The organism is Streptosporangium album, assembly GCF_014203795.1.
Lineage (GTDB): Bacteria > Actinomycetota > Actinomycetes > Streptosporangiales > Streptosporangiaceae > Streptosporangium > Streptosporangium album.
Genome location: NZ_JACHJU010000001.1, coordinates 3,121,527 through 3,144,989, shown reverse-complemented (window position 1 = coordinate 3,144,989; position 23,463 = coordinate 3,121,527). Strand labels below are relative to the sequence as shown.

The 23,463-nt window shown below is 71.2% G+C and carries 22 protein-coding genes; 8 read left to right on the top strand and 14 right to left on the bottom strand.

Going from position 1 to position 23,463, the window contains the following annotated elements:
* The first annotated feature begins 87 nt into the window (after positions 1 to 87).
* Positions 88 to 1,068: an L-histidine N(alpha)-methyltransferase gene (egtD, locus tag FHR32_RS15025; protein ID WP_184754871.1), complete on the top strand. Its 981-nt coding sequence runs from the start codon at positions 88 to 90 to the stop codon at positions 1,066 to 1,068.
* A 131-nt stretch (positions 1,069 to 1,199) separates the two neighbouring features.
* Here egtD and FHR32_RS15020 read toward each other — a convergent pair whose 3' ends face one another.
* Together FHR32_RS15020 and FHR32_RS15015 are read right to left on the bottom strand one after the other, a co-directional pair.
* The gene (locus FHR32_RS15020; protein WP_246466154.1) at positions 1,200 to 2,231 is read right to left on the bottom strand and encodes a CU044_5270 family protein; all 1,032 of its coding nucleotides are present in this window, start codon (positions 2,229 to 2,231) and stop codon (positions 1,200 to 1,202) included.
* Complete coding sequence (locus tag FHR32_RS15015) at positions 2,224 to 2,823, bottom strand: RNA polymerase sigma factor (RefSeq protein WP_184754870.1); 600 nt, start codon at positions 2,821 to 2,823, stop codon at positions 2,224 to 2,226. The genes FHR32_RS15020 and FHR32_RS15015 overlap by 8 nt, the downstream gene beginning before the upstream one ends.
* Before the next feature lie 323 nt (positions 2,824 to 3,146).
* Between FHR32_RS15015 and FHR32_RS15010 the strand changes: the two genes are divergently transcribed.
* Entirely contained in the window at positions 3,147 to 3,593 is a 447-nt protein-coding gene (locus tag FHR32_RS15010; RefSeq protein ID WP_184754869.1) for an SRPBCC family protein, read from the top strand.
* On the opposite strand, the gene FHR32_RS15005 is transcribed toward FHR32_RS15010, so the two are convergent.
* Entirely contained in the window at positions 3,590 to 6,643 is a 3,054-nt protein-coding gene (locus FHR32_RS15005) for an AfsR/SARP family transcriptional regulator (protein WP_184754868.1), read from the bottom strand. The two genes, FHR32_RS15010 and FHR32_RS15005, sit on opposite strands and share 4 nt — an antisense overlap.
* Before the next feature lie 60 nt (positions 6,644 to 6,703).
* Between FHR32_RS15005 and FHR32_RS15000 the strand changes: the two genes are divergently transcribed.
* Together FHR32_RS15000 and secY are read left to right on the top strand one after the other, a co-directional pair.
* Positions 6,704 to 8,173 carry an MFS transporter gene (locus FHR32_RS15000; RefSeq protein ID WP_184754867.1) on the top strand — a complete coding sequence of 490 codons (1,470 nt, stop codon included), beginning with the start codon at positions 6,704 to 6,706 and terminating at the stop codon, positions 8,171 to 8,173.
* Positions 8,174 to 8,391: 218 nt separating this feature from the next.
* Positions 8,392 to 9,705 (top strand): preprotein translocase subunit SecY, encoded by a 1,314-nt coding sequence (secY, locus tag FHR32_RS14995; RefSeq protein WP_184754866.1) that lies wholly within the window; start codon positions 8,392 to 8,394, stop codon positions 9,703 to 9,705.
* On the opposite strand, the gene FHR32_RS14990 is transcribed toward secY, so the two are convergent.
* The 9 genes from FHR32_RS14990 to FHR32_RS14950 form a co-directional block, all read right to left on the bottom strand.
* Entirely contained in the window at positions 9,680 to 10,345 is a 666-nt protein-coding gene (locus FHR32_RS14990; RefSeq protein ID WP_312882358.1) for a response regulator, read from the bottom strand. The genes secY and FHR32_RS14990 overlap by 26 nt on opposite strands.
* A complete protein-coding gene (locus tag FHR32_RS14985) occupies positions 10,342 to 11,322 on the bottom strand; it encodes a sensor histidine kinase (protein WP_184754865.1) in 981 nt (326 codons plus the stop codon). The genes FHR32_RS14990 and FHR32_RS14985 overlap by 4 nt, the downstream gene beginning before the upstream one ends.
* 73 nt (positions 11,323 to 11,395) lie before the next feature.
* Positions 11,396 to 12,565, bottom strand: coding sequence for a zinc-dependent alcohol dehydrogenase (locus tag FHR32_RS46685; RefSeq protein ID WP_184754864.1), 1,170 nt, complete (start codon positions 12,563 to 12,565; stop codon positions 11,396 to 11,398).
* A gap of 13 nt (positions 12,566 to 12,578) precedes the next feature.
* Positions 12,579 to 13,514 carry an SRPBCC family protein gene (locus FHR32_RS14975; RefSeq protein WP_184754863.1) on the bottom strand — a complete coding sequence of 312 codons (936 nt, stop codon included), beginning with the start codon at positions 13,512 to 13,514 and terminating at the stop codon, positions 12,579 to 12,581.
* Between the two features lie 629 nt (positions 13,515 to 14,143).
* Entirely contained in the window at positions 14,144 to 14,677 is a 534-nt protein-coding gene (locus tag FHR32_RS14970; RefSeq protein ID WP_221465417.1) for a COG4315 family predicted lipoprotein, read from the bottom strand.
* 171 nt (positions 14,678 to 14,848) lie between these two features.
* Positions 14,849 to 16,054 (bottom strand): ABC transporter permease, encoded by a 1,206-nt coding sequence (locus tag FHR32_RS14965; protein WP_184754862.1) that lies wholly within the window; start codon positions 16,052 to 16,054, stop codon positions 14,849 to 14,851.
* A complete protein-coding gene (locus FHR32_RS14960; protein ID WP_184754861.1) occupies positions 16,054 to 16,746 on the bottom strand; it encodes an ABC transporter ATP-binding protein in 693 nt (230 codons plus the stop codon). Before FHR32_RS14960 ends, FHR32_RS14965 begins: the two co-directional genes overlap by 1 nt.
* Positions 16,743 to 17,876 carry an efflux RND transporter periplasmic adaptor subunit gene (locus FHR32_RS14955; RefSeq protein ID WP_184754860.1) on the bottom strand — a complete coding sequence of 378 codons (1,134 nt, stop codon included), beginning with the start codon at positions 17,874 to 17,876 and terminating at the stop codon, positions 16,743 to 16,745. Before FHR32_RS14955 ends, FHR32_RS14960 begins: the two co-directional genes overlap by 4 nt.
* The gene (locus tag FHR32_RS14950) at positions 17,873 to 18,415 is read right to left on the bottom strand and encodes a hypothetical protein (RefSeq protein ID WP_184754859.1); all 543 of its coding nucleotides are present in this window, start codon (positions 18,413 to 18,415) and stop codon (positions 17,873 to 17,875) included. The genes FHR32_RS14955 and FHR32_RS14950 overlap by 4 nt, the downstream gene beginning before the upstream one ends.
* A 214-nt stretch (positions 18,416 to 18,629) precedes the next feature.
* Here FHR32_RS14950 and FHR32_RS14945 point away from each other — a divergent pair, with 214 nt between their 5' ends.
* The 4 genes from FHR32_RS14945 (at position 18,630) to FHR32_RS14930 (ending at position 21,611) form a co-directional block, all read left to right on the top strand.
* A complete protein-coding gene (locus tag FHR32_RS14945) occupies positions 18,630 to 19,286 on the top strand; it encodes a response regulator transcription factor (RefSeq protein ID WP_184754858.1) in 657 nt (218 codons plus the stop codon).
* Positions 19,283 to 20,575: a sensor histidine kinase gene (locus FHR32_RS14940; protein WP_312882354.1), complete on the top strand. Its 1,293-nt coding sequence runs from the start codon at positions 19,283 to 19,285 to the stop codon at positions 20,573 to 20,575. The genes FHR32_RS14945 and FHR32_RS14940 overlap by 4 nt, the downstream gene beginning before the upstream one ends.
* Before the next feature lie 170 nt (positions 20,576 to 20,745).
* Positions 20,746 to 20,973 (top strand): hypothetical protein, encoded by a 228-nt coding sequence (locus FHR32_RS14935; protein ID WP_184754857.1) that lies wholly within the window; start codon positions 20,746 to 20,748, stop codon positions 20,971 to 20,973.
* Positions 20,913 to 21,611 (top strand): YceI family protein, encoded by a 699-nt coding sequence (locus FHR32_RS14930; protein ID WP_184754856.1) that lies wholly within the window; start codon positions 20,913 to 20,915, stop codon positions 21,609 to 21,611. The genes FHR32_RS14935 and FHR32_RS14930 overlap by 61 nt, the downstream gene beginning before the upstream one ends.
* A gap of 72 nt (positions 21,612 to 21,683) precedes the next feature.
* Here the strand turns inward: FHR32_RS14930 and FHR32_RS14925 are convergent, their stop codons facing one another.
* A complete protein-coding gene (locus FHR32_RS14925; RefSeq protein ID WP_184754855.1) occupies positions 21,684 to 22,121 on the bottom strand; it encodes a DUF8820 family protein in 438 nt (145 codons plus the stop codon).
* A gap of 10 nt (positions 22,122 to 22,131) precedes the next feature.
* Complete coding sequence (locus FHR32_RS14920) at positions 22,132 to 23,214, bottom strand: DUF6745 domain-containing protein (protein ID WP_184754854.1); 1,083 nt, start codon at positions 23,212 to 23,214, stop codon at positions 22,132 to 22,134.
* Positions 23,215 to 23,463 lie beyond the last annotated feature (249 nt).

Sequence of the window (23,463 nt, the reverse complement as noted above, 5' to 3'; positions counted from 1 at the left end):
GATCACCGGCAGACACAGCACCCCGGGCACGGGCCGGCGAGCCACCGGGCGAGAAGGATCCCGTGCCCCATCGACCCAGGAGGACCCGTGTCCGTCAGCCAGTCAGCCGTACACCTGGTCAACCATCTCGATCACGACTACCTGCGTCAGGCCCTCGAACACGACGTCCGCACCGGGCTGACGTCGACGCCCAAGTGGCTGCCGCCCAAGTGGTTCTACGACGCGGCGGGCAGTGACCTGTTCTCACAGATCACCTGCCTGCCGGAGTATTATCCGACCCGCCGCGAGCTGGCCATCCTGCGCAGGGAGGCCCTGGACATCGCGGCACGCAGCGGCGCGGACACCCTGGTCGAGCTCGGCTCGGGGACCAGTGAGAAGACCGTCCTGCTGCTGGACGCCCTCTCCGCGACGGGGACGCTGCGCACCTACACGCCGGTGGACGTCGACGCGGTCACCCTGGGCGACGCCGCACGGCGGCTCACCACCCGCTATCCCGGCCTGACCGTGCGGGCGGTCTGCGCCGACTTCGAGCGCCACCTGGCCCTGCTGCCCCGCCAGGGACGGCGGATGGTGGCCTTCCTCGGCGGCACGATCGGCAACCTCGATCCGGCGGCACGCGAGGTGTTCCTCAAGGAGCTGCGCGCCACCCTGCGGCCCGGTGACACCTTCCTGCTCGGGGCCGACCTGGTCAAGGACACCGGGCGGCTGGTCGCGGCCTACGACGACGCGGCCGGGGTGACCGCCGCCTTCAACCGGAACGTCCTGCGCGTGGTCAACCGGGAGCTGGACGCCGACTTCGAGCCGGACGCCTTCGAGCACATCGCGCTGTACGACGTGCGCAACGACTGGATCGAGATGCGGCTGCGCGCGACCCGCGCCATGGACGTGCGGGTCGACGGTCTCGGCCTGACCGTCTCCTTCGCCGACGGGGAGGAGATGCGGACCGAGATCAGCGCCAAGTTCCGCCCCGAGGGCCTGCGGCGGGAGCTCGCCGCGGCCGGGTTCGCGGTGCTCCGCCACTACACCGACCCCACCGGCGACTTCAGCCTGGTGCTGGCCGGGGTGTGACCGGCCGGCCGCCGACGGGCCGGAGGCAAGGACGCCCCCGCAGGAGGCCCGTGCCTCGCTCGGCCACTTGCCGGACGGACTCGGCCGACCCGCCGGGTCGCTGATCCGTGACCGCGCCGGTCAGTGCCCGCTCACCGCGGGGCCTGATCGGCGACCGAGACCTTCAGCAGTGCCGAGGAGGTCAGCACGCTCCCCACCGGCGCCTTGGCCTGGCCGGCGTCCGTGACGACTCTCCGCACACCGAGGTACCGGTAGGTCTCCCGGTCGAAGATGTACTCTTCCCGGATGCCGAGCAGCGGGTCGACCCTCGCCGCGGCGACGCCCGTACGGCCCGCCGCGTCGGCGGCCTCGCCGACGGTCGTGACGCCGGGGATGGCCGCTGCCGCCCGGAACAGCGCGGCACGCTGCGCTGCCGGCATATACGCCTCCGAGAGCATGCCCCCGACCCGCTGCCACGCATCGGCATCGGCACCGGCACCGTGCGTGAGTCCGGTGTAGAGGTGCTCGTACATCTTCGCCGGCTCGGTGGGCAGACGGCTCAGGTAGGCGTAGTCCGTACGCAGGTACTCGGCGCGGTCGTCGAAGTCGGCGAGCTTCTCCGGACCGCTGCGGCCGAGGTTCTCCCGCGCCTCGGGCGGAATCGGCCAGCCCGGGTAAGCGCTGGGCGCAAGCCCTTCGCCCTCGATGAACCCGCCCGTCGAGTCACCTTCCACGGGCAGCCAGACTTTGCGCTTCGACCGGGCCAGGAAACGGGAGTGGCCGTCAGCGCCGTTCGACTCGACGGTATCCATCGTCCGTGACTCGAAGACCAGGAACTGCCCGGGCTTCGGGTACAGCTCCGGGAACATGTTCACATTCTCCGCAGCCCGGTTGAGGACCGTCTCCACCTTCACCGGCATCGTGTGCAGAACCGGCGGAGCGCCTGGCTCCGAATCGACGGCGACCACCATGACCCCGGCTGTCACCACGGCGGCAGCCAGCCCCGTCGCGAAGCTGAGCCTCAGGCGGTGTACGGCGCGCGGGCGCATCCCGGCGCGTTCGAGGCGGACAGGTGCCGGATCGGCGATGGCTGCCAGCAGCCGGTCCTCCTGGGCCCGGAGGGCGGCCGGATCGGGCCGTGGGATCTCGGAACGGAACCGCTCGAGCCGGGTCATCTCATTCATGGACGGATTCCTCGCTAACGGTGGTCATGGGATTGATCCCGCCGAGTTCCCTGCGGAGTCTCTTTCGAGCTCGGTTGACGCGCGACTGCACGGTTCCCAGGCGGATGCCCAGTGCCTCGGAGGTCTCCGAGTAGCTGAGACCGCCCCATGCCACCAGCAGCAACGCGTCACGGTGCCCCTTGGGCAGCGCCGCCAGCGCGCCCGCCAGGCTCCGGCGGGAGGCCTCGGCGCTGAGCCGCTCGTCGCTGCGCTCGGTGAACGACGCCGTCACCGGGTCGGCCCCGGTGCGCTCCACGAGACGTAGCTGCCGCACCTCGGTCCGCAGGTGCTGGCGCATCAGGTTGGTCGCGATCCCGTACAGCCACGGCCGCGCGTTCCGGCGTGACAGGTCGTAGCCGTCCCGCTGCCGGAACGCCGCCAGGAAGGTCTCGGCCACCACGTCCTCGGCGGCGTCGTCCCCCAGCCTGCGGGTGACATAGCGCGTGATATCCGGGGCGTGCCGACGGAAGACCTCGGCGAACACCTCGGGATCGTGCCGGGACCGTTCGATGAAAGAGGCGTCATCGACCTCTGCCCGGCTCGTCTCGCTCATGCTGTGGCCTCTCGGCTCTGGATCAGGACACCTGTTGTTGCCGAGCCGGCCGCGATCTGTTCCCTCCTGGTCCGGTGGCGCCTCGCCCCACACGGTGTCACCATCCAGTCCACTCGCCCGCAGACCCTGGCCTACGGGCTGCACGACTCCCCCGTCGGGCAGCTGGCCTGGATCACCGAGAAGTTCAAGGAGTGGACCGACGCGGTCTTGAGGACAGCGGCCTCAAGGACAGCGGTCTTAAGGACATGGGAAGCCGATCGTAAGAGCTCCCCGGCATCGTAGGTCTCGTCGAAACCGACCATGGACCCTGTGAGGGCAGAGCGATGACGACCGCCGAGTACGAGATCACCCGCACCCTCGACGCTCCCCGTGAGCTGGTCTACGAGGCCTGGACCGAGCCCAAGCGCTTCTCGCACTGGTTCGGTCCGCGCATCTTCGCCACCCCGGCCGACCGGATCGTTCTCGACGCCAGGCCCGGTGGGACCTGGCAGGCCACGATGGTCGGCGAGGAGGGCTTCGAGGTGACGTTGAACGGCGTCTACCGCGAGGTGGCCGCGCCCGGGCGGCTGGTGTTCACCACGGGCGACCCCGACAACCCCGGCGACGGCCCCGCCTCGGTCGTCACGCTCACGCTGGAGGAGCAGGACGGCGCGACGGTCATGCGCTTCCACCAGTACGGCGTCAACACCGACTCCGAGCACGCCGAGCAGGCCAAGGCGGGCTGGAGCGAGTTCTTCGACCGCATGGCGGAGCACCTGGCGAGCAGCTAGCCCGCGTCGTCGAGGGTCAGCTCACCACCACGCGCGTAGGCGGTGGTGAAGACGTCCTCGCCCAGCTCGGACCTGACCCGTCGGGTGATCCGGTCGAGCTCGGCCTGCCCGGAGTCGCTGGGCGGCGCCTGATGCGCCACCCTGGCCGCGGCCGCCAGTCCCAGCAGCTCGGCGGCCCTCTCGCCGGGCGAGGCGGCCGCCAGCCCCTCGACGGTGAGCACCGTCGACCAGGGGTCGCCGGTCTTCCTGGCCGCGGCGAGCGCCTCCAGGAAGAGCGCGCGGGCGGCGTCGAGATCGCCGCGCAGCTCGCTGACGAAGCCCAGCTCCACCAGCACGTCGGACAGGAACACCACCGGCTCGCCGTCGCGGGGAACGCCTTCGAGGAGGTGGCGCAGGTGCTTCTCCGCCAGCTCCAGCCGACCGGCGCGACGGGCGGCGAAGCCGTACCCCATCTCGGCGAAGATCTGCCCCTCGCGGTAGCCCTGACCGGCGGCCAGCCGCAGGGCCCGCCCGCAGAAGTCCAGGGCCCGGTCGTAGTCGGCCTGGTTCATGGCGATCCAGCCGAGCCAGCACATCCGCCGTACGGCGTCCGGCCACAGCCCGAGCTCCTCGGCCGCGCTCAGGTCCGCGGTGAACAGCCGGGCGGCGCCTTCGTAGTCGCGCCGCATCTCGGCCAGCCCACCAAGCCACTCGTCGGCCTGCAACCACCCCCAGCGGTCGCCCAGCTCGCCGAACAGCCGGGCGCTCTCGCCGCCGTCGCGTTCCAGCGCGGCGTGGTCACGCCGGGTGAAGGCGTCACGGGCGTGCCTGCTCAGCGCCGCCGCGACGCCCCATCGGTCGCCGACCTCGCGGAACGTGGCCAGCGCGCTGTCCACCAGCGCACGCGCGGACGTCTCGTCGACCAGCCCGAGCCCGATGAACCACCGCGCCCTGGCCAGGTCGCCCGGATCCTGGACGCGCAACGCGTCCGCCCAGTCCACGTCCTCACCGAGCAACAGCGCGAACCCGGCCTCCCAGGCCCGTGCCCTGTCCCACTCGGCACCGTGAGCCCGCCCGGCCAGCGCCTTGGCCAGCGCCCGTCTGCCCTCGCCCAGCCTGCCGCGCAGGAACCAGTACCAGGCCAGCGCGTTCACCAGCCGCAACGCGCTGTCGGCGGGCGCGTTGTCGAGCGCGGCGCGCAGGTTCGCGGCCTCGGCGTCCAGCCGTCGCATCCACCGCGCCTGCTCACCACCCCGCAGGTACGGCTCGGCCTGTACGGCCAGCTTCACGAAATACCGGACATGCGCCTGCCGTACCCGGGAGGTCTCCCCCACATCGTCCAGCCGCCGCAGACAGTAGGCCGCCACCGACTCCAGCAGGCGATACCGCACCCCCGAAGGCCCGTCGACGGCCGTCACCAGCGACCTGTCCACCAGCCTGACCAGCAGGTCGAGCACGTCCAGCCCCGGCTCGGCGCACACCGCCTCCGCGGCCTCCAGCGTGCAGCCGTCGGCGTGCACGGCCAGCCGCCGCAGCACGATCCGTTCCTCGTCGGTGAGCAGGGTCCAGCTCCAGTCGATCATCGCCATGAGCGTCTGCTGCCGTTCGGGCGCGCCCCGCTGCCACCCGGCCAGCACCCGGAACCGGTCGTCCAGCCTGGCCACCAGCTCGTGCACGCCCAGCGCGCGCACCCGGGTCGCCGCCAGCTCCAGCGCCAGCGGCAGGCCGTCCAGCCTGCGGCACAACTGCGCCACGGCCTCGGCGTTGCCGGCGTCGAGCGCGAACCCCCGGGCGGAGGCGGTGGCCCGCGTCATGAACAGCCGCACCGCGTCGGACGCCGCCACCTCGTCGAGCCCCGCCCCGGCGGGCACCTCCAGCACGGGCACGCTCCACAGCGCCTCGCCGGCCACGGCCAGCGGCTCCCTACTGGTGGCCAGGATCCGCAGTCCCGGCGCGGCGCGCAGCAACAGCTCCGCCAGCTTGGCCGCCTGGTCCACCACGTGCTCGCAGTTGTCGAGGACCAGCAGCATGTTCTTGGCGGTCAGCGCGGCCGACAGCCGGTCGAGCGCGCCGGGGACGTCGGCGCCGTCCCTGATGTCCAGCGCCGCGAGCACCGCCTCGGCCAGCGACGGCGTGTGCCTGTCATAGGAGGCCAGCTCCACCAGCCACGCGCCGTCGGTGAACGCGCCGGCCAGCCTTCGCGCGGTCTCCAACGCGAGGCTGGTCTTGCCCACGCCGCCGGAACCGGTGAGCGTGACGAGCCTGCCCGTCCCCAGCAGCGCGCGCACGTCGGTCATCGCGTCCTCGCGCCCGATCAGCTCGCTGACGGCCGCGGGCAGGTTGCCGGAGGAGCGCCGCTCCGGCCCGCTGAGCGCGGGATCCTGGCGCAGGATCTGCTCGTACAGCGCGGCCAGCTCGGGTGAGGGATCCAGTCCGAGCTCGGTGGCGAGCCGCTCGCGCAGCTCGCCGTAGACGGCCAGCGCCTCACTCTGCCGCCCTGCCCGATACAGGGCCTTCATGTGTACGGCCCGGAGCCGCTCGCGCAACGGGTGCTCGCCGACGAGCTCGGACACCTCGACGGGCTCGCCCGCCGCCAGCCGTATCTCGGCGAACTCTTCCACCGCCCCCAGCCGTGCCTCTTCCAGCCGGGCCACCACCGGACGGACGAACTCGAAATCCGCGAAGTCCGCGAAAGCCGCCCCCCGCCACAGCTCCAGCGCCTCCTTCAGCCGCGACTCGCCCAGCAACCTGGTGAAGCGCATGGCGTCGATCGCATCGGGATCCACCTGGAGCTGGTAGCCGGGCGCCCGGGAAACGATCAGGTTCTTGCCGCCGGGCTCGGCCTCCTCCAGCGCGCGGCGCAGCTGCGAGACCCGTACCTGGAGCGCGGCCACCGCGTTGCCCGGCAGGTCCTCGCCCCACAGGTCGTCCACCAGCCGGTCGGTGGAGACCGCCCGGCCCTCGTGGGCCAGCAGGTCGGCGAGCAACGCGCGCACCTTCAGACCAGGGATCGGGACGCTCTGCCCCGCATCGGTCCACACCGTCAGCGGCCCCAACACCCCAAAGCGCATACGACCGACCTTAAGCCCACGGAAAGAAGACCTGAAGCGCCCTGCGACACCGTAGGCGCCATGACAAAGAACTGGATCGGGCTCGGCGTCCTCGCCTCCATCGCCCTGCTGCTCTCCGTCGACGTCAGCGTCCTCTATCTCGCGCTGCCGCACCTGAGCGCCTCGCTCGGCGCCTCCGCCCCGCAACAGTTGTGGATCATGGACATCTACTCGTTCATGCTCGCCGGGTTCCTGGTGACCATGGGCACGCTGGGCGACCGGATCGGCAGGCGCAGGCTCCTGCTCATCGGCGCCGCCGCGTTCGGCGTGCTCTCGGTGGTGGCCGCCTTCTCCACCAGCGCGGAGACGCTGATCGTGGCCAGGGCGCTGCTCGGCATCGCGGGCGCCACGCTGATGCCGTCCTCGATGGCGTTGATCCGCAACATGTTCGACGACCCCAAGCAGATGGGAGCGGCCATCGGGATCTGGTTCAGCTGCTTCATGGTCGGCATGGCCATCGGCCCGCTGGTCGGCGGGCTGCTGCTGGAGCACTTCTGGTGGGGTTCGGCGTTCCTGCTGGGCGTGCCGTTCATGGTGGCCGTGCTGGTGGCGGGTCCGGTGCTGCTGCCCGAGTACCGTGACCCGTCGGCCGGACGGCTGGACCTGGCCAGCGTCGCGCTGTCCCTGAGCACGATCCTGCCGGTCATCTACGGGCTCAAGGAGATCGCCAGGAACGGTTCGCAGCCGCTGCCCATCGCCGCCATCGTCGTCGGTCTGGCCGTGGGCGTGACCTTCGTCCGCCGTCAGCGCCGGCTCGCCGACCCGCTGCTCGACCTGCGGCTGTTCGCCAACAAGGCCTTCACCGCGACGCTGGTGATCGGGCTGCTCGGCGGCATCGTGATGGCGGGCACCACGCTGATGTCCACGATGTACCTGCAGTCGGTCTCCGGGCTGTCGCCGCTCGCCGCCGGCCTGTGGCTGCTGCCGCAGAACCTGGTGATGATCGTGGCTCTGTCGGCCGGTCCCGCGCTGGCCCGCCGGGTCGCCCCCGCCTACGTGATGGCCGCCGGACTCGCGCTCGCCGCCGCCGGCCTGGTCCTGCACACCCAGGTGCCCGCGGTCGGCGGGATCCCACTGCTGGTGGCCGGGCTGGTGCTGGCCTCGGCGGGAATGGCACTGCCCATGGGGCTCGGCACCGGCATCATGATGACCGCCGCGCCGGCGGAGAAGGCGGGATCGGCCGCGTCACTGTCGGAGACCAGCGGCGAGTTCGGCGTCGCGGTGGGCATCGCCGCGCTGGGCAGCCTCGGCACCGCCGTCTTCCGCGGCGCGCTCCCCTCCGGCGTCGACGCCGACTCCATCACCTCCGCGGTGGCCGCGGCCGTGGACCTCGACGCGGTCCGTGCGGCCTTCACCAGCGGCCTGCACGCGGTCGCCGCGGTCGGCGCGCTGATCTTCCTGACCCTGGCGGTCGTCACGGCCGTGGTCCTGCGCCGCCACGCCGCCCCCGCCATCCCCGCCGCGGAGGCAGAGCCCGCGATGGCCGCATGAGACACCCCCATCCCGACGCCCGGCTCAACCGAGCCGGGCGTCGGTCGCGGCATGTGAGGGGATCGAGGGCCTCGCGTGGCGGCACGGGGAGGAGCTTCCCGGGCGCGTGCGGGTTCTTGACACCACCGGCCGCCCTGGTGGGGAGTACGCGGATCTACGTACGGCGGAGCCGCCGGTGAGCGGATGTCCCGCCGTCGCCACGCGGCCAGACTCGGCGCATGCTGACCGTGCTCATCCGTGCTTTCCGCGTGCCCGACCTCCGCAGGAAGATGCTCTTCACACTGGCGATGATCGTGCTGTTCCGGTGCGGGCAGATCCTGCCCGCACCCGGTGTGAACGTGGTCGCCGTGCGGGAGTGCCTGAGCGGGACCCGCGGCGGGCTCGTCGACATGCTGCAGCTGTTCAGCGGCGGAGCCATGCTGAAACTGTCGGTGTTCGCCCTCGGGGTCATGCCGTACATCACCGCCGGCATCGTGGTCCAGCTGCTCACCGTGATGATCCCGCGTCTGGAGACGCTCAGGAAGGAGGGACAGCAGGGGCAGGCGAAGATCACGCAGTACACGAGATACCTGACGGTGGCGCTGGCCGTGCTCAACGCCACCACGGTCGTGTCACTGGCCCGTACGGGCCGGATCTTCCCCAACTGCAACCGGCAGGTGCTGCACGGTCAGGACCCGCTGACCGTCGTGGTGATCGTGGCCACCATGGTGGCGGGGACATGCGTGATCATGTGGCTGGGAGAGCTGATCACCGATCGGGGGATCGGGAACGGCATGTCCATCCTGGTCTTCACGCAGGTGGTCGCCGTGTTCCCCTCCTACGTGTCGAACATCTTCGTGCTCAGCCCGTTCGCGCTGGTGGTGATGCTGGCCGCGGGTGTCTTCCTGGTGGCGGCGGTGGTGTTCATGGAGCAGGCGCAGCGGCGGATCCCGGTGCAGTACGCCAAGCGGATGGTCGGGCGCAGGATGTACGGCGGGACCTCGACCTATCTCCCGCTGAAGGTCAACCAGGCCGGGATCGTCCCCGTCATCTTCACCTCGTCCCTGCTCTTCCTCCCGCAGTTGGCGACGGGGCTGATGGGCGGCACGGGACCGGTCGCGGAGTGGATCTCGCGCTATCTCGTCTCGGGTGACCATCCGGTCTACGTGACGGCGTACCTCCTGCTGATCGTGGCCTTCACCTACTTCTACGTGTCGATCACCGTCAACCCGGTGGAGGTGGCCGACAACATGAAACGGTTCGGCGGATTCGTGCCCGGCATCCGGCCGGGGCGGCCCACCGCGGAATACCTGCGGCACGTGCTCTCACGGCTGACCGCGCCGGGAGCGGCCTATCTCGGCACGCTGTCGCTGATCCCGATCATCGCGTTCGTGATCCTGCGCGATCCGGGGACCCAGCAGAACTTCCCGTTCGGCGGGACGACCATCCTCATCATGGTCGGGGTGGGGCTGGACACGGTCAAGCAGATCGAGTCGCAGCTGGAGCAGCGCACCTACCGGGGCTTCCTCAAGGGATCGTCAGCCCGGCCCTGACCGCGAAGACGACCAGCTGGGCCCGGTCGCGGGCATGAAGCTTGACCATGGCCCGGCTGACGTGGGTGCGGACGGTGTCGGGACTGATGACGAGCTCTGCGGCGATCTCGTCGTTCGACCGGCCCGTGGCGACCCAGGCGACCATCTCACGCTCTCTGGGGGTGAGATGGTCGAGCCCCTCGACCGGGGCGACGTCGTGGTGGCTGAACCGGCCGATGACCTTCCTGGTGACGGAGGGGGAGAGCAGGGCCTCGCCCGAGGCGACGACCCTGATCGCGTGGGCGAGCTCCTCGGGGGCGCTGTCCTTCAGGAGGAACCCGCTGGCTCCGGCCTGGAGCGCGGCGAAGACATACTGGTCGAGCTCGAAGGTGGTGACGACGACCACCCGGGTGGCGCTGAGCGCCGGGTCGGCGGCGATGGCCCGCAGCGTGTCGATGCCGTCCATGCCGGACATGCGGATGTCGAGCAGGAGGACATCGGGGCGGGTGTCGCCCAGCAGCCGGAGAGCGGCGACGCCGTCGGCGGCCTCACCGGCGAACTCCAGGTCGGGCTCGCGGTCGATGAGAACCCTGAGCCCCATGCGCACGACAGCCTGATCATCGGCGAGCGCCACACGGATCGGGCCCGTCGGAGGGTTCACGCGGCGCCCTCGGCCACGGGACTCCCCGAATCCCGCGATGCCCGCGGGAAGCGTGCCATGACCTGGAAGCCACCGCCCTCGCGGGGGCCCGCGCTGAACAGGCCACCGGCCTCCGTCACCCGGGTCCGCATCCCGGCCAGACCCCGGCCCTCGGCCGTTCCGGAGAGGCCGCTCCCCCGGTCGGCGATCTCCAGGACGAACACGCACGGATCGTTGGCGACGCGGACCAGGGCCCTGGTCGGACCGGCGTGACGCAGGACGTTGGTCAACGACTCGCGCACGACCCGGTAGACCGTACCTTCGAGGTGCGCCGGGACCTGTGGCTCGGCCGGTTCGACGTCGACGGGCAGCCCCGCCGCACGCACCCCGTGGATCAGTGCGGGCAGATCGTGGTCCGAGGTCGTGGGGTCGATGAGGTCCAGTGCGGAGCGGAGCTGGCTGAGCGCCTTCATGCTGGTCGAGCGGATCGCCTCCAGCGACTCGCGGGCCTGGTCGGGACGCTCGTCGAGCATGAGCAGGGCGACCCCTGCCTGCATGGCGATGGTCGCGAGGCCGTGCCCGGCCGCGTCGTGCACCTCCTCGGCGATGCGTGCCCGTTCCGAGGCGATCAGCTCCCGCGGGCTCAGAGCCGCCTGCGCCGTCTTCACCAGCAATGCGGGGCGAGCCGGGCCCCGGGCCGCCGAGACGGCTGTGCCCGTGGCCTGGCCGGTCGACGCGCCGATGCCGAGAGCCCGGTCCGCCGAGGCGCCCGCGCTCAGAACCCGGTCCGCCGAGGCGCCCGCGCTCAGAGACTGGTCGGCCGTACCGCGGGCCTGGGCGAGACCACTGAACGGCCACGGGATGGCCAGCCAGCCCACCCACGCCAGCATGAGGATGACCGGCAGGTCACGCAGCCGTCCCAGACGGGACAGCGCCGCCGCAGCCGCCGCGAAGGAATCACGCGGGCGGCTGTCCGGATGCGTGTGCTCGGTCACCATCCCCCATCAGAGCAGGCTCGTATGACGCGATCCTAGCCAGTATCGGATGGTCCTGTCCGGGTCGGTCACCGCGCTAAGGGCTGAGGACGACCTTGTTGCAATCGTCCTGCTTGTTCTTGAACATCTCGTAGCCGCGCGGGGCGTCCCACAGCCGCATGCGGTGACTGATGACGAAGCTGGGATCGATGTCGCCGTCGCGGATCCTGCCCAGCAGCGGTTCGAGGTAGCGCTGCACGTGGCACTGGCCGCTCCGCAGCGTCAACGACCGGTTCATCAACGAGCCCATCGGGAACTTGTCGATCAGGCCGCCGTAGACACCGATCACGGAGACGGTCCCGCCGTTGCGGCAGGCCAGGATCGCCTCCCGCAGGGCGTACGGCCGGTCGGTCTCCATCCGCGTCGCCTGCTTGGCGCGGTCGTAGGCGTGTAGGGCGGTGGTGGGGTGGTGGGCCTCCATGCCCACCGCGTCGATGCACCCGTCCGGGCCCCTGCCCGCGGTTATCTCGCGGAGCGCGTCGAGGATGTCGACCTCCTCGTAGTTGAGCGTCTGCGCGCCCGCACGCTTGGCCTTCTCCAGCCGGTAGGGGAAGCGGTCGATGGAGATGACCTGTTCGGCACCCATCAGGTAGGCGCAGGCGACCGTGAGCTGGCCGACAGGACCGGCCCCCCAGACGGCGATCGTGTCACCGGGTTTGATGTCGCACATCTCCGCCCCCATCCAGGCGGTGGGGAAGATGTCGGACAGGAAGAGCACCTTCTCGTCCGGCAGGTCGTCCTCGATCTTGATCGGCCCCACGTCCGCGAACGGCACGCGCGCGTACTCCGCCTGGCCTCCCGCGAAGCCGCCGAGCATGTGGGAGTAGCCGAAGAGGCCCGCGGGAGCGTAGCCCATGAGCTTCTCCGCCATGCCCGCGTTGGGGTTGGAGTTCTCGCACACCGAGAACTGGCCGTGCTCGCAGGCGGCGCAATTGCCGCAGGCGATGGGGAAGGGGACGACCACCCGGTCGCCGACCCGCAGTCTCGTCACCTCCGGGCCCACCTCCACCACCTCGCCCATGAACTCGTGGCCGAGGATGTCGCCCCTCTTCATGGTCGGGATGTAGCCGTCGTAGAGGTGCAGGTCGGATCCGCAGATCGCGGTCGAGGTGATGCGGACGATGGCGTCGCGGGCGTTCAGGATCCGGGGATCCGGAACCTCCTGAACCTCGACGGTGTTGCGGCCCATCCAGCAGTTGGCTTTCACGAAATTCTCCTCATCACTTCACGAGCTGAGGGGACTTGACGGGCTGAGCGGGACGCTGCCTGGCCTGCCGCAGCGCACGGGTGCCCTCGGGGCTGCCATCGGAGCGGATCACCTCGCCGGTCTCCACGACCTGCTTGAACCGGCGCAGGTCGTCTCGGGCCTGCTGCTCGGGGTGCTCGCCCAGCAGTTTGGCGAAGGCGGCGCCCACCTTGCCGCCCGGCGGGTCGTACTTGAGGTTCACCCGCACCTCCGTGCCGCGCCCGCCGGGCGCGTCCGTGAAACTCACCAGACCGCGGCTGCCGACGGTGCCGCTCGTGGACCGCCAGACGATCAGCTCGCCGTGGTGGTCCTCGGTGATCGCGACGTCCCATTCGGGGGCCGTCTTCGCGGGACCGCGCGCCTTCCAGTGCGAGCGTCCGTCGCCTCTGGTCTCCACCGACTCCAGGTGCGCCATGAAGCGGGGAAGGTTCTCGAAGTCGCGCCAGTACAGATACAGCTCCTGGCGGGGGCGGTTGATCGTGATGGCCGCGTGCAGGTCCATCCCGCGCTCGCCCGTCCCGCTCAGCCGCTGCCGGCGGGCACGCGCCGCGGTGTACAGGTCGACGGCCGTGATGCCGGCGACCACCGCCGTGACGGCCATGACGCGGCGACGCCTGTGTCCGCGGCGTCTGGCCGCCGCCCGGCGCAGCATCGTCAGGTCCGCCGCGTCGCCGACGACACGGCTCCACGCCCAGGGAGCGGGTCGGCGGCCGCCCGGCAGGGCTCCCGCGTGGAGCAGTGCCCGCACGCCCGTCAGCGGCACCGCGCGGCGGGCCCGGACTGAGTCGTCGACGCCGCTGAGCCGGCTTACGACCATCGGCGCGGCCAGTTGCACCGTTCCCAGGCCGAGGCTGGCCCAGCCCAGCGCGCGGGCGAGCCGATCGGTCGTGTGATCGTGGTGTTCGCTCATGTCGTCCTCACATGGCTGGTTGCTTTCCGGTCCTGGTCTGTCGGAGGCTTGGTGGGGCCGTTGGCACGGCCCACACGCCACAGTGACCGCCGCCCCTGATGGTGGGGTTCGCCCGGCGGTCCTCGTCCGACCGGCGGTCGAGCACAGCCGGCGGCGGATCCTCCCTACAAACGCAGGCGATACCCCCCGTGAGGTGGAATAACACCACTTCGGAGACCGACCGGGCGGCCTCGGCGCGGGTCTCACCGCGCGACGTGTCCTTTCGTGACGATGCCGATCGCGCCGGATGCCGCCCCCTCCTGGCGAGGGACGCCCGCAGGGTCAGTTCGCAGGCGGTCTGTCTGTCATTGACAAAAAGTTCCGGGCAGTCGCTTTGTCCTCCACCGCGACCGGACATGGAGGGTGGGGTGGTCGATCCGGTCATCTGGCGGCCGACGGGCAGGCCGACGTATCCGCCGGGACGTCTTTTCCGGCCTCTCATGGCCGGAAGACGGGCGAGGGGACTCATCACCGTGAACGGCAGAGAAGCCCTCCGAGATCCTTGCGGGCCGCTGCCCGGCAAGGATCTCGGAGGGCTTCACCTACCGCGCCGCCGGACGAGGGCGGCCCCCGGCGTTACGTGCCGGATCTCAGTCAGCCTTCTTCCCCTTGGCCTTCTTCCCCTCCGCGGTCACCGCGTACCATTCGGCGCCGAAATCCTTGACGTCGTTGCCTGTGACGTCGCCGGCCTTCTTGTCTTTGACGTAGTAGTAGAGCGGATGACGGTTGTAGGTCACCTGTGACGTGCCGTCCTCCCGTTTGGTGGTGCCGAGCAGGTCCGCCTTGACGCCGTCGCCGGCCTCGGGTTTCCCTTCGGTGATGTACGGCGGCCACGTCACCGCGCAGTCGCCCGAACACGATGACTTGCCATCCTTGTCCTTCTTGAAGAGGTAGAGCGTGCGGCCCTCCTCGCCGACCAGCACCTTTCCGATCTTCGTATCCCCCAGCTCGACCATGGCCCCGGCCGTCGGCTCCTCGGACATGCCAGGAGATTCATACGGGCTGAGCGACGCGTTGACCTGGTCCGCGGCGATCGGTCCGGCCGTACCCTTCTCACCGGTACCGCCGCATCCAGCCGCGAGCAGGCCAAGCGCGAGCACGCCTGCGTGGAGCAACTTCCTCATCTCGCCCTCCATGGGAGTGTCACCAACACTCCTGCCAAGGAGATAGGGGACCGCGCGGATCCGCGCTCGCGACACGGACGCTTGGACATGCCTTTGCCCGGCTCTGCCACCGCCGCTCCGGAGCGGTGCAGGACTTCCCACGGCCCTCGCCACCGGCGTCGCCCGGCGGGCCTACGGCGTGGCGAGCGCCTCCGTGGGAGAGAGCCGGGAGGCGCGGATCGCCGGGTAGAGGCCGGCCAGGGCGCCGATGGCCAGGGTGGCGGTGACTCCACCGAGCACCGCCCAGGGGGGGATGACGGCCGGCCAGCCCTTGTAGACGGCGTAGCCGGAGGTGACGGCGGTGCCCAGCAACGCGCCACCGGCCCCGCCGAGGGCGGAGAGCAGGAGAGACTCGGCGAGGAACTGGGTGCGGATCTGCCCCCGGGTCGCGCCCAGCGAGCGGCGCAGGCCGATCTCGGCCCGCCGTTCCAGCACCGAGATGACCATGGTGTTGGCCACCCCGACCCCGCCGACGAGCAGGGCCACCGCGCCCAGGCCGAGCAGCAGCCCGGTGAACGCCTCACCCGCGGCCTGCTTGGCCGCGAGCGCGTCCGAGGGGCGGGAGACCTCGACCTCGTTGGGCGCCTCCGGGTTGGCGGTGGCGCCGAGCACCGAGCGGGCCGACTCCACCTGGGAGTCCGCGGAACGGGTGTAGACGGTGGTCGGATGCCCGTCGAACCCCAGCTCGGACTCCGCCACCGGCCAGCCGACCAGCGCCGCGGTGTCCAGTTCGGGGGCGAGAGGGGCCGGGGCGAGAATGCCGAGCACGGTGAACCACTCACCGCCGATCAGCACCTGCGTGTCGGGGCCGGCATGGCCGATCCCCAGCCGGGCCGCGGCGGTCGCGCCGAGCACCGTCGCGGGATAGGCGCCCGTGGCGTCGTTGAGCCAGGTGCCGCTGCGGACCCGTGCCCCGGTGATCGAGCGCAGGCCGGTGCGGGCGGCGTAGGTCGCGATCCCGTTGGTCTCCGTCACGGGGATCTTGTCGGTGCGATAGACCTTCGCGCCGTCGACGCGGCCGATGGCCGACACCGACTCCACCGGCCCGATCCGGCCCACCATCGCCTCGGCCTCGACGGGCAGTTGGGCCGTCTCGCCGGTCAGGGTCGTCCCCGGCGAGACGGTGAGCACGTTGGTGCCCAGCGAGGCGATCGTGCGATCGAGCTCGGCGCGGGAGGAGGAGGTGATGCCGACGACGGCGACCATCGCGGCGATGCCGATGGCGATGCCCAGAGCGGAGAGGAAGGCCCGCATCGGGCGGGTACGCAGGCCCACCGCGCCGACCCTGAGCACGTCGCGCGGCCACATCCGGGCCGGCTGCAGCACGTCGGCGGCCATCAGCTCACCCCTGACACGGTGACGTCGCGCCGCGCGGAGTCGGCCACCATCCGGCCGTCACGCATCCGTACCTGGCGGGGCAGGGATGCGGCGATCTCCAGGTCGTGCGTGATGATCACAACGGTGGTGCCGGCGGCGTGCAGATCACGCATGAGCTGCATCACCCCGGCCCCGGAGGTGGAGTCGAGGGCTCCGGTGGGCTCGTCGGCGAGCAGCAATGGAGGGTCGCCGGCCACGGCCCGCGCGATGGCGACGCGCTGGCGTTCGCCGCCCGACAGCTCGTGCGGCTCGTGGTCCATACGGTGGCCGAGACCGACCCGCTCCAGCGCCGCCGCCGCCCGACGGCGCCGCTCGCCGTGCCGCAGCCCGGAGTACAGGAGCCCGTCGGCCACGTTGTCCAGTGCCGCGGTGCCCGCGGCGAGATGGAACTGCTGGAAGACGAAGCCGATGCGGCTCGCCCGCAGCGCGGACAGCTCGGCGTCGGAGAGCCGTCCGATGTCGTGCCCGTCGATGCGCACGCTGCCCGAGGTGGGCCGGTCAAGGGTGCCGAGCACGTTGAGCATGGTCGACTTGCCGGAGCCGGACGCGCCCACGATGGCGACGAGCTCGCCGCGGCCGATGTGCAGCGAGACGCCGGCGAGCGCGGTGACACCACCGGGATAGACCTTCGTCACATCCGTCAGAGAGATCATCCCGGCATCCCCACGATCGCGCCTTCGGCGATCCCGTCCCCCGATACCTCCACCTGGCCACCGGTGAAAAGACCCGTCTTCACGGGGACGTACGCCGACGTGGAGCCCGTGACGACCTCCACCCCGAAGCCGCCCTCCTGCAGCGCCAGCAGCGCGGCGACCGGGACGGTGAGCACGTTCTTGCGTGTGCCGGCGGTGAAGGAGACGTCCACCGAGGCCAGGGTGTAGGCGCCGGCGGCCTGCTGCGCCTTCTTGCCCGTGAGTTCGACGACCACCTCGACCTTGGTCGCCGGGTCGTCGTTCGGCCCGCTGCCCGGCTTGATCACCGTGGAGACCTCGTCGATGCGGCCGTTGATCGTCGTGTCGTCGGGCAACGTGACGGTGACCTTGGCGCCCTTCTTTACCAGCCCCTGATCGGCGGTGTCGAGTTCCGTGGTGACGGCCCTGGTGGTGCCGGTGTACGAGAGGATCTTGCGGCCCGGTGCCGTCGGGTCGCCCTTCTCCGCCTGGAGTGCGTCCACGCGGACGGCGTGGGGGACGAAGACGACGCGCCCGAGCTCGACGACGCCGGTCTCCTCCAGGCCCCGGTCCTCCTGCCACCGCATGACCGCCTCCGCCGTGGCGTAGGTGTAGTCCTCGTCCACCGTGAACCCGCTGTAGCCGAGCGCCTTCAGGTTCCTCTCCAACTGCTTGACGTCCGGGCCCTCGATGCCCTGCTCCAGCGCGCGGTAGGCGGGCATCGAGCCGTACATCAGCGTCACCGGCCTGTCGTCCACCTCGTACAGCGCCCTGCCCCGGGTGATCCGGTCACCGGTGCCGGGCAGGCGGGTGAGCGTGCCGGGCAGCCGCCCGGCCACGGCGGTGGCCGGGCCGTAGCCGAGCTCCCCGTCGGCGCTCTGGGCTTCGGTGAGCGTCTTCCGGGTCACCTCGGCGGTCTTCGGCGGCAGTCTGCTCTCCACCGTGCCGTCCGCCGGGCTGCCGCCGCCGAGACCCAGCGACGCGGCGGCGACCGCGCCGCCCGCGGCCACCACGACGGCCGCGACGGCGATCCGCCCGCCGCGGCGCTTCCGCCGGCGTGGCCGCAGACCCTCGACCGGCTCACCGTCCCGCACGGCGGTTCCGTCCGTCACTGGTCCGCTCCGCCGCCAGGGCCGCCCGGGCCGCCCGAGAAGATGCCCTGGCAGTTCTTCTGGGCCTTGGCGAAGTCCGGGTCCTCACCGATCTTGCGGTCGACCCTGATCCCGCGCTGGCCCGGCTGCGGGTCGGGGAATTCCTCCAGACCGTTCTCGCGCATGCACTGTGCGAACTTGCGGCCGTTCTCCTCGGCCTTGGGGTCGGCCTTCGCGGAGCCGTTCTCCTGCGGGTTGTACTCCCTGCATGCCTCCAGGGCCTTCTCCGACTCCGCGCCCTTCTTCAGGGTGAGCCTGCTGCCCTTGCCCGGCTCCGGGTCCTCCATGTCGACACCGTTCTCGCGCATGCACTGCGCGAACTTCACTCCCATCTCGTCCGGGTTCATACTCTTGGCGGGGCTGCTTCCGCTGTCGCCCTTCTTCTCGCCGCCCGCCGAGGCCACCGTTCCACCGCCGGCGTCGTCCGAGCCGCATCCCGTAAGGGCCAGGGTCAGCGCCAGCGGCAGTGCCGCCAGCGCGTTGCGGGTCCGCAGTCGCATCGTTCCGTCGCTTTCCGTCGAGGCCGGACCGTTTCCGGCCTGTCGGAAGGTGATGTAACGCGACGGCGCGTTTCCCCGGCGTTTCCGCGGCCGCCGGAAAAACGATCACTAACGGTGAGGAAACGCGGTGATCGGCGACCATTGCTCAGGGAACCGTCGCGCCGGTACGCGGAGCGGCCTCCGCCCAAGGAGCCCAGGGAAGGGAAGACGAAGGATGCGGGTGCTGGTGGTGGAGGACGAGCCGTTGCTCGCCGACGCGATCGCGGAGTGGCTGCGTGACGAGGCACACGCGGTCGACGTCGCGTACGACGGCGCGGCGGCGCTGGAGCGTGCGAGCGTCAACGACTACGACGTGGTCGTCCTGGACCGGGATCTGCCCGCCGTACACGGGGACAAGGTCTGCCGTGAGCTGGTCGAGGCCGGCACGGCGGCGCGGGTGCTGATGCTCACCGCCGCCGCCGAGGTCACCGACCGCGTGACCGGCCTCTCCCTCGGTGCCGACGACTACCTCATCAAGCCCTTCGCCTTCCCCGAACTCGCCGCCCGCGTCCAGGCGCTCGGGCGCCGCTCCCGGCCGGCCGCGCCACCGGTGCTGCGGCGCGCGGGCATCACCCTGGATCCGGCGCGCCGCGAGGTGTTCCGCGACAGCCGCTACGTGCCGTTGTCGAAGAAGGAGTTCGCCGTCCTCGCCGAGCTGCTCCGTGCCGACGGGGCCGTGGTCTCCGCCGAGCACCTGCTGGAGAAGGCGTGGGACGAGCACGCCGACCCGTTCACCGGAGCCGTCCGGCTCGCCGTCCTCAAGCTGCGCCGCAAGCTCGGCGACCCGCCGGTCGTCGAGACGGTCACGGGGGCGGGGTACCGGATCCCGTGAACACACCGAAGCTGTTGCCGCGCCGCATCACCCTGCGGGCCCGGCTGACCCTGCTCTACGGCGGCCTGTTCCTCATCGCCGGGATGGTGCTGCTCGGCACCACGTACGTGCTGTTCAACCAGCAGCTCGCGCGCTCCGCGCCGAAGGTCCTCACCCTTGACAAGCCCGGCCCGTCCGCCGCCGCGGACGGCGAGGCGCCGAGGCGGAAGATACTGTTCCTGAGCAAGAACGACGAAGCGATCACCGGGGCCGACGCCGAGAACTGGATGAGGGAACAGCAGACCACACTGCACGAGGCCGCGACCGACTCGCTGCTCGCCCTGGGCGGGATCGCGCTGGCCGTCGTCGGCGGGGCCGCGGCCGGTTTCGGCTGGCTGGTCGCAGGCCGGGTGCTGGCCCCGCTGCACCAGGTCACCGACACCGCCCGGCGGATCGCCGCGGCCCCGGCGGCCGGCCGGGGACTGCACGAGCGCATCGCGCTGCGCGGCCCGGACGACGAGGTCAAGGATCTCGCCGACACCTTCGACATCATGGTCGAGCGGCTCGACGGGTCCTTCGACGGGCAACGCCGCTTCGTCGCCAACGCCTCGCACGAGCTGCGCACCCCGCTGGCCCTGGGCCGCGCGCTGGTCGAGCTGGCCATGCACCGCAAGTCGGCCTCCGAGGACGTCAAACAGCTGGGCGAGAGCCTGCTGGAGATCAGCTTCCGGCACGAGCGGCTGATCACCGGACTGCTGCTGCTGGCCGGTTCGGAGAACGAGATCACCGAGCGGCTCCCGGTCGACCTGGCCGACGTGGTCGGCCACGTGGTCGCGCAGACCGCCCCGGAAGCCGGACAGACCGGTATCACCGTGCACGAGCGGGCAGACGAGGCGCCCACCACGGGCGACGCGCTTCTGCTGGAGCGGCTGGTGCACAACCTGGTGGAGAACGGCATCCGGCACAACACCGGCGACGGCGGCTGGGTGCGCGTCGCCAGCCGTACCCGGCACGACGGCCGGGTCGAGGTAAAGGTGGACAACACCGGGCCCGCGGTACCGCCGTACGAGATCCCGGCGCTCTTCGAGCCGTTCCGCCGCCTGGGCGCCGACCGCCTGGTCACCGCCAAGGGGGCCGGGCTCGGCCTGTCCATCGTGCGCGCCGTCGCCCGTGCCCACGGCGGCGAGGTCGCCGCCGTGGGCACGGGAGGGCGGCGGCCTGGCGGTGACCGTCACCCTGCCGGCCGGCTCCGGCGAGGACGGGTGACCGTCTTCTTGCCTCCGTCTGCGCCGCGGCACCGCCGGCCGTAAGCGCCCTGGTCCAGGTCATCATGGCGGCGATGATCTCGCCGCGTGAGCGCGGCCGCTACTCCGGCTATCTCGGCGCGGTCTTCGCCCTCGCCACCGTCAGCGGCCCGCTGATCGGCGGTGTCATCGTGGACACCTCGTGACTCGGCTGGCGGTGGTGCCTCTACGTCGGCGTGCCCTTCGCCGTCATAGCGCTGATCGTCCTGCAGAAGACCCTCCACCTTCCGGTGGCCACGCGCAAGGTCAAGGTCGACTGGGGCGGAGCCGTACTGATCTCCGCCGCGGCCTCGCTGCTCCTGCTCTGGATCTCCTTCGCCGGCACCGATTACGACTGGCTGTCGTGGCAGACCGGCGCGATGGTCGGCGGCGCGGCCGTACCGGCCGCTGGAAGATCTTCCTGATCATCGGTGGTGTCTTCCTCACCGCCGGGTCCGTCCTCATGGGCCTGCTGCGTGCCGACACCGACTACTGGCTCGCCTCGATCTACATGTTCCTCACCGGCGTGGGCATCGGCATGACCATGCAGGAGCTGGGCACGGCCAGCTCGGTCGTCGTGTTCTTCCGCACGCTCGGCGGTACGGCCGGCGTCGCGGCGCTCGGCGCCGTCCTGAGCAACCGGGTCGCCCAGTACACCGCGGACGGCCTGGCCGAGCTGGGGGTGCACAACGCCGCGGACGACGGCTCGATTCCGAAGCTCTCCTCACTGCCCGCTCCGATCCGCGCGGTCGTCGAGACCGCGTTCGGCCACGGCGTCGGGGACGTGTTCCTGTACGGCTCGCCCCTGGCGCTTCTCGTGCTCGCGAGGCAGGGCGGCGTGGAGCTGCCGCCGCCCGGCGTGTGGACCATCGACTCCGCCCATTCGAAGGTGGCCGCCACCGCGCAGCACCTCGGGCTGTCCAGCGTGCAGGGACGGTTCACCGAGTTCTCCGGCCGGATCGACGTCGGCGCGACCGCCGAGGCGTCCGGCGTCGCGGTGGAGATCGCCGCGGCATCGATCAACACGGGCAACGACACGCCGGGCTACCCGAGCGACGCCTGACCCGGCCCGGTCACTGCGGCGGCCGGCGGCCGACGGCCGACGGCCGACACTGATCCACCGTCGCACCGGAAATCAGTCCGCGACGAGGCGTGCCCTGTGCCCTTCGTGCTCGCGCTGCCGCCGGATGACGTAGGCACCCGGCGTGCAGCCGGTGGCCCCGTGCTCGGGATGCAGCAGGTAGGCGACGGCCGAGGTCTCGAAGATGCCGATCGCCAGCCCGTCGGGGTCCGACACGTCGGTCGTCCACCGGCAGATGTCCGGGTCGGCGACGAGCGTGTGCGGGTTGCCCCCGGCTGCGCCACGGAGCAGTTCGACCCCCTCGGGAGGCACGTCCGTCCAGCCGGCATCGGGCCAGGGCCTCACGGACGGCGCGACGACGGAGAGCGGGATGACGATGAGGTCGCCCTGGGCCTGGAGCCCGTCGACGACGGGGATGCTCACCGACTGCTCGAGGTGGTCGAGCACGGCGAGTCCGGTCTGCTGGGAGAGCGAAGCGAGAGTCACAGTCATGGAAGGCACCTCAGGTTCGGCGGACGAGAAGGGAGTACTGCTCGGCGGACAGCCCGTAGGTCCAGCCGGCGGCGTCGATCGGGTCGTCGAAGAAGCCCGGCACGGTCAGCCCGTACCGGCGGCGGCGCCCGTCGCGTTCGACGGACCCGTTGACGGCGAGGAGCACCCGGGTCTCCTTCCGCATGTCGTAGAGCCGCAGCTCCGAGCCGGGGTTGCCGGGGTCCGGCGCGGAGGAGACCAGCCGCAGCCCGGCCTGGTCGATATAGGACGCCCAGCCGATGTGCTCGATCGCGCACCGCCTGACCTCGACGTTGGCCTCCTGTGCGATCCGCCCGACGCTCGGATCCTTGATCACCCAGGAGGGCACCTGCGTCCCGTGCCAGGCGTACACGTCCCACCCGTCCGCGTAACGCACCGCGGGGCCGTCCGCGCAGTGCAGCCGCGCTTCGCCGTCATCGCCCCACACCTCGGTGTGCACGGTGACGGGCCGCTCGGAGATGACGCACACGCCTTCACGAGGCCACCACCAGCCGCATGACCGGGCCACCGTCGCCCACAGATCGAACTGCTGGATCTGCTCGGGGGTGAAGACCACTCCGGCCGCCCTGCGGAGGGCGTCGTAGTGGGCGACCCAGGAGACACACTGCACCCCGTACCAGACGCCCCCCGGACGATACTGCGAGCCGTGCGCCACCCGGAGCGGCACGAGGATCGAACTGGCGGTGGATTGCGAAAGCGAGCTGCGCACCTCCCGGCGGATCAGCCGGTCCATCGGCTGATGGACCCATCTGACCTGGGCGTCGAGTCCGCGGCACAGCTCTCTCATCAGGGCGGCGAACCGAGGCGGCAGGGGCCATTCGGACATGCGCTCGACGGCCTCGGAAGGCCGTAGACGCACACCCCGCGGGACGGTGGCCAGGGCCGCGGCCGGTGACGCGACCCAGTGGAAACGCGGTGGAGCAAGCCCGATCAGGCGGTACAGCCCGGAGATGGCGGCCTCTGCGGCCGGACGGTCGGCGGGCAGCGTCGACAACGCCCGGCCCAGCCATTCTTCGCGGATTTCTGCAGCTTCCCGCTGCACGAGAACGCTCACCGGATGAAGGTGGCGTTGTCCTTTCCATCGATCATGTACGGAATGGTGGCAGATCGACGCGGCGTCTGTCTACCGCAGACGCATGCCGCCGTCGATGCGCACGGGGCCGGATACCATCGGCTACCGGACGGCCACCCTTACTCCGAGACCGTTCACCGGGCACCGAGCTTACCGATGGAGAGCGGGGCGGCTACAGCTCGGCGGCGCCAGCGTGACGGCCACTGCGGTCTCCGAGGTGATTTGGCAGGC

Bases quoted from the DNA above. Each gene is read 5' to 3' on its own strand.
- FHR32_RS15020 (WP_246466154.1), bottom strand. From the start codon at position 2,231: ATGAATGAGATGACCCGGCTCGAGCGGTTCCGTTCCGAGATCCCACGG.
- FHR32_RS15015 (WP_184754870.1), bottom strand. From the start codon at position 2,823: ATGAGCGAGACGAGCCGGGCAGAGGTCGATGACGCCTCTTTCATCGAA.
- FHR32_RS15010 (WP_184754869.1), top strand. From the start codon at position 3,147: ATGACGACCGCCGAGTACGAGATCACCCGCACCCTCGACGCTCCCCGT.
- FHR32_RS15005 (WP_184754868.1), bottom strand. From the start codon at position 6,643: ATGCGCTTTGGGGTGTTGGGGCCGCTGACGGTGTGGACCGATGCGGGG.
- FHR32_RS15000 (WP_184754867.1), top strand. From the start codon at position 6,704: ATGACAAAGAACTGGATCGGGCTCGGCGTCCTCGCCTCCATCGCCCTG.
- secY (WP_184754866.1), top strand. From the start codon at position 8,392: ATGCTGACCGTGCTCATCCGTGCTTTCCGCGTGCCCGACCTCCGCAGG.
- FHR32_RS14985 (WP_184754865.1), bottom strand. From the start codon at position 11,322: ATGGTGACCGAGCACACGCATCCGGACAGCCGCCCGCGTGATTCCTTC.
- FHR32_RS14975 (WP_184754863.1), bottom strand. From the start codon at position 13,514: ATGAGCGAACACCACGATCACACGACCGATCGGCTCGCCCGCGCGCTG.
- FHR32_RS14970 (WP_221465417.1), bottom strand. From the start codon at position 14,677: ATGAGGAAGTTGCTCCACGCAGGCGTGCTCGCGCTTGGCCTGCTCGCG.
- FHR32_RS14965 (WP_184754862.1), bottom strand. From the start codon at position 16,054: ATGGCCGCCGACGTGCTGCAGCCGGCCCGGATGTGGCCGCGCGACGTG.
- FHR32_RS14960 (WP_184754861.1), bottom strand. From the start codon at position 16,746: ATGATCTCTCTGACGGATGTGACGAAGGTCTATCCCGGTGGTGTCACC.
- FHR32_RS14950 (WP_184754859.1), bottom strand. From the start codon at position 18,415: ATGCGACTGCGGACCCGCAACGCGCTGGCGGCACTGCCGCTGGCGCTG.
- FHR32_RS14945 (WP_184754858.1), top strand. From the start codon at position 18,630: ATGCGGGTGCTGGTGGTGGAGGACGAGCCGTTGCTCGCCGACGCGATC.
- FHR32_RS14925 (WP_184754855.1), bottom strand. From the start codon at position 22,121: ATGACTGTGACTCTCGCTTCGCTCTCCCAGCAGACCGGACTCGCCGTG.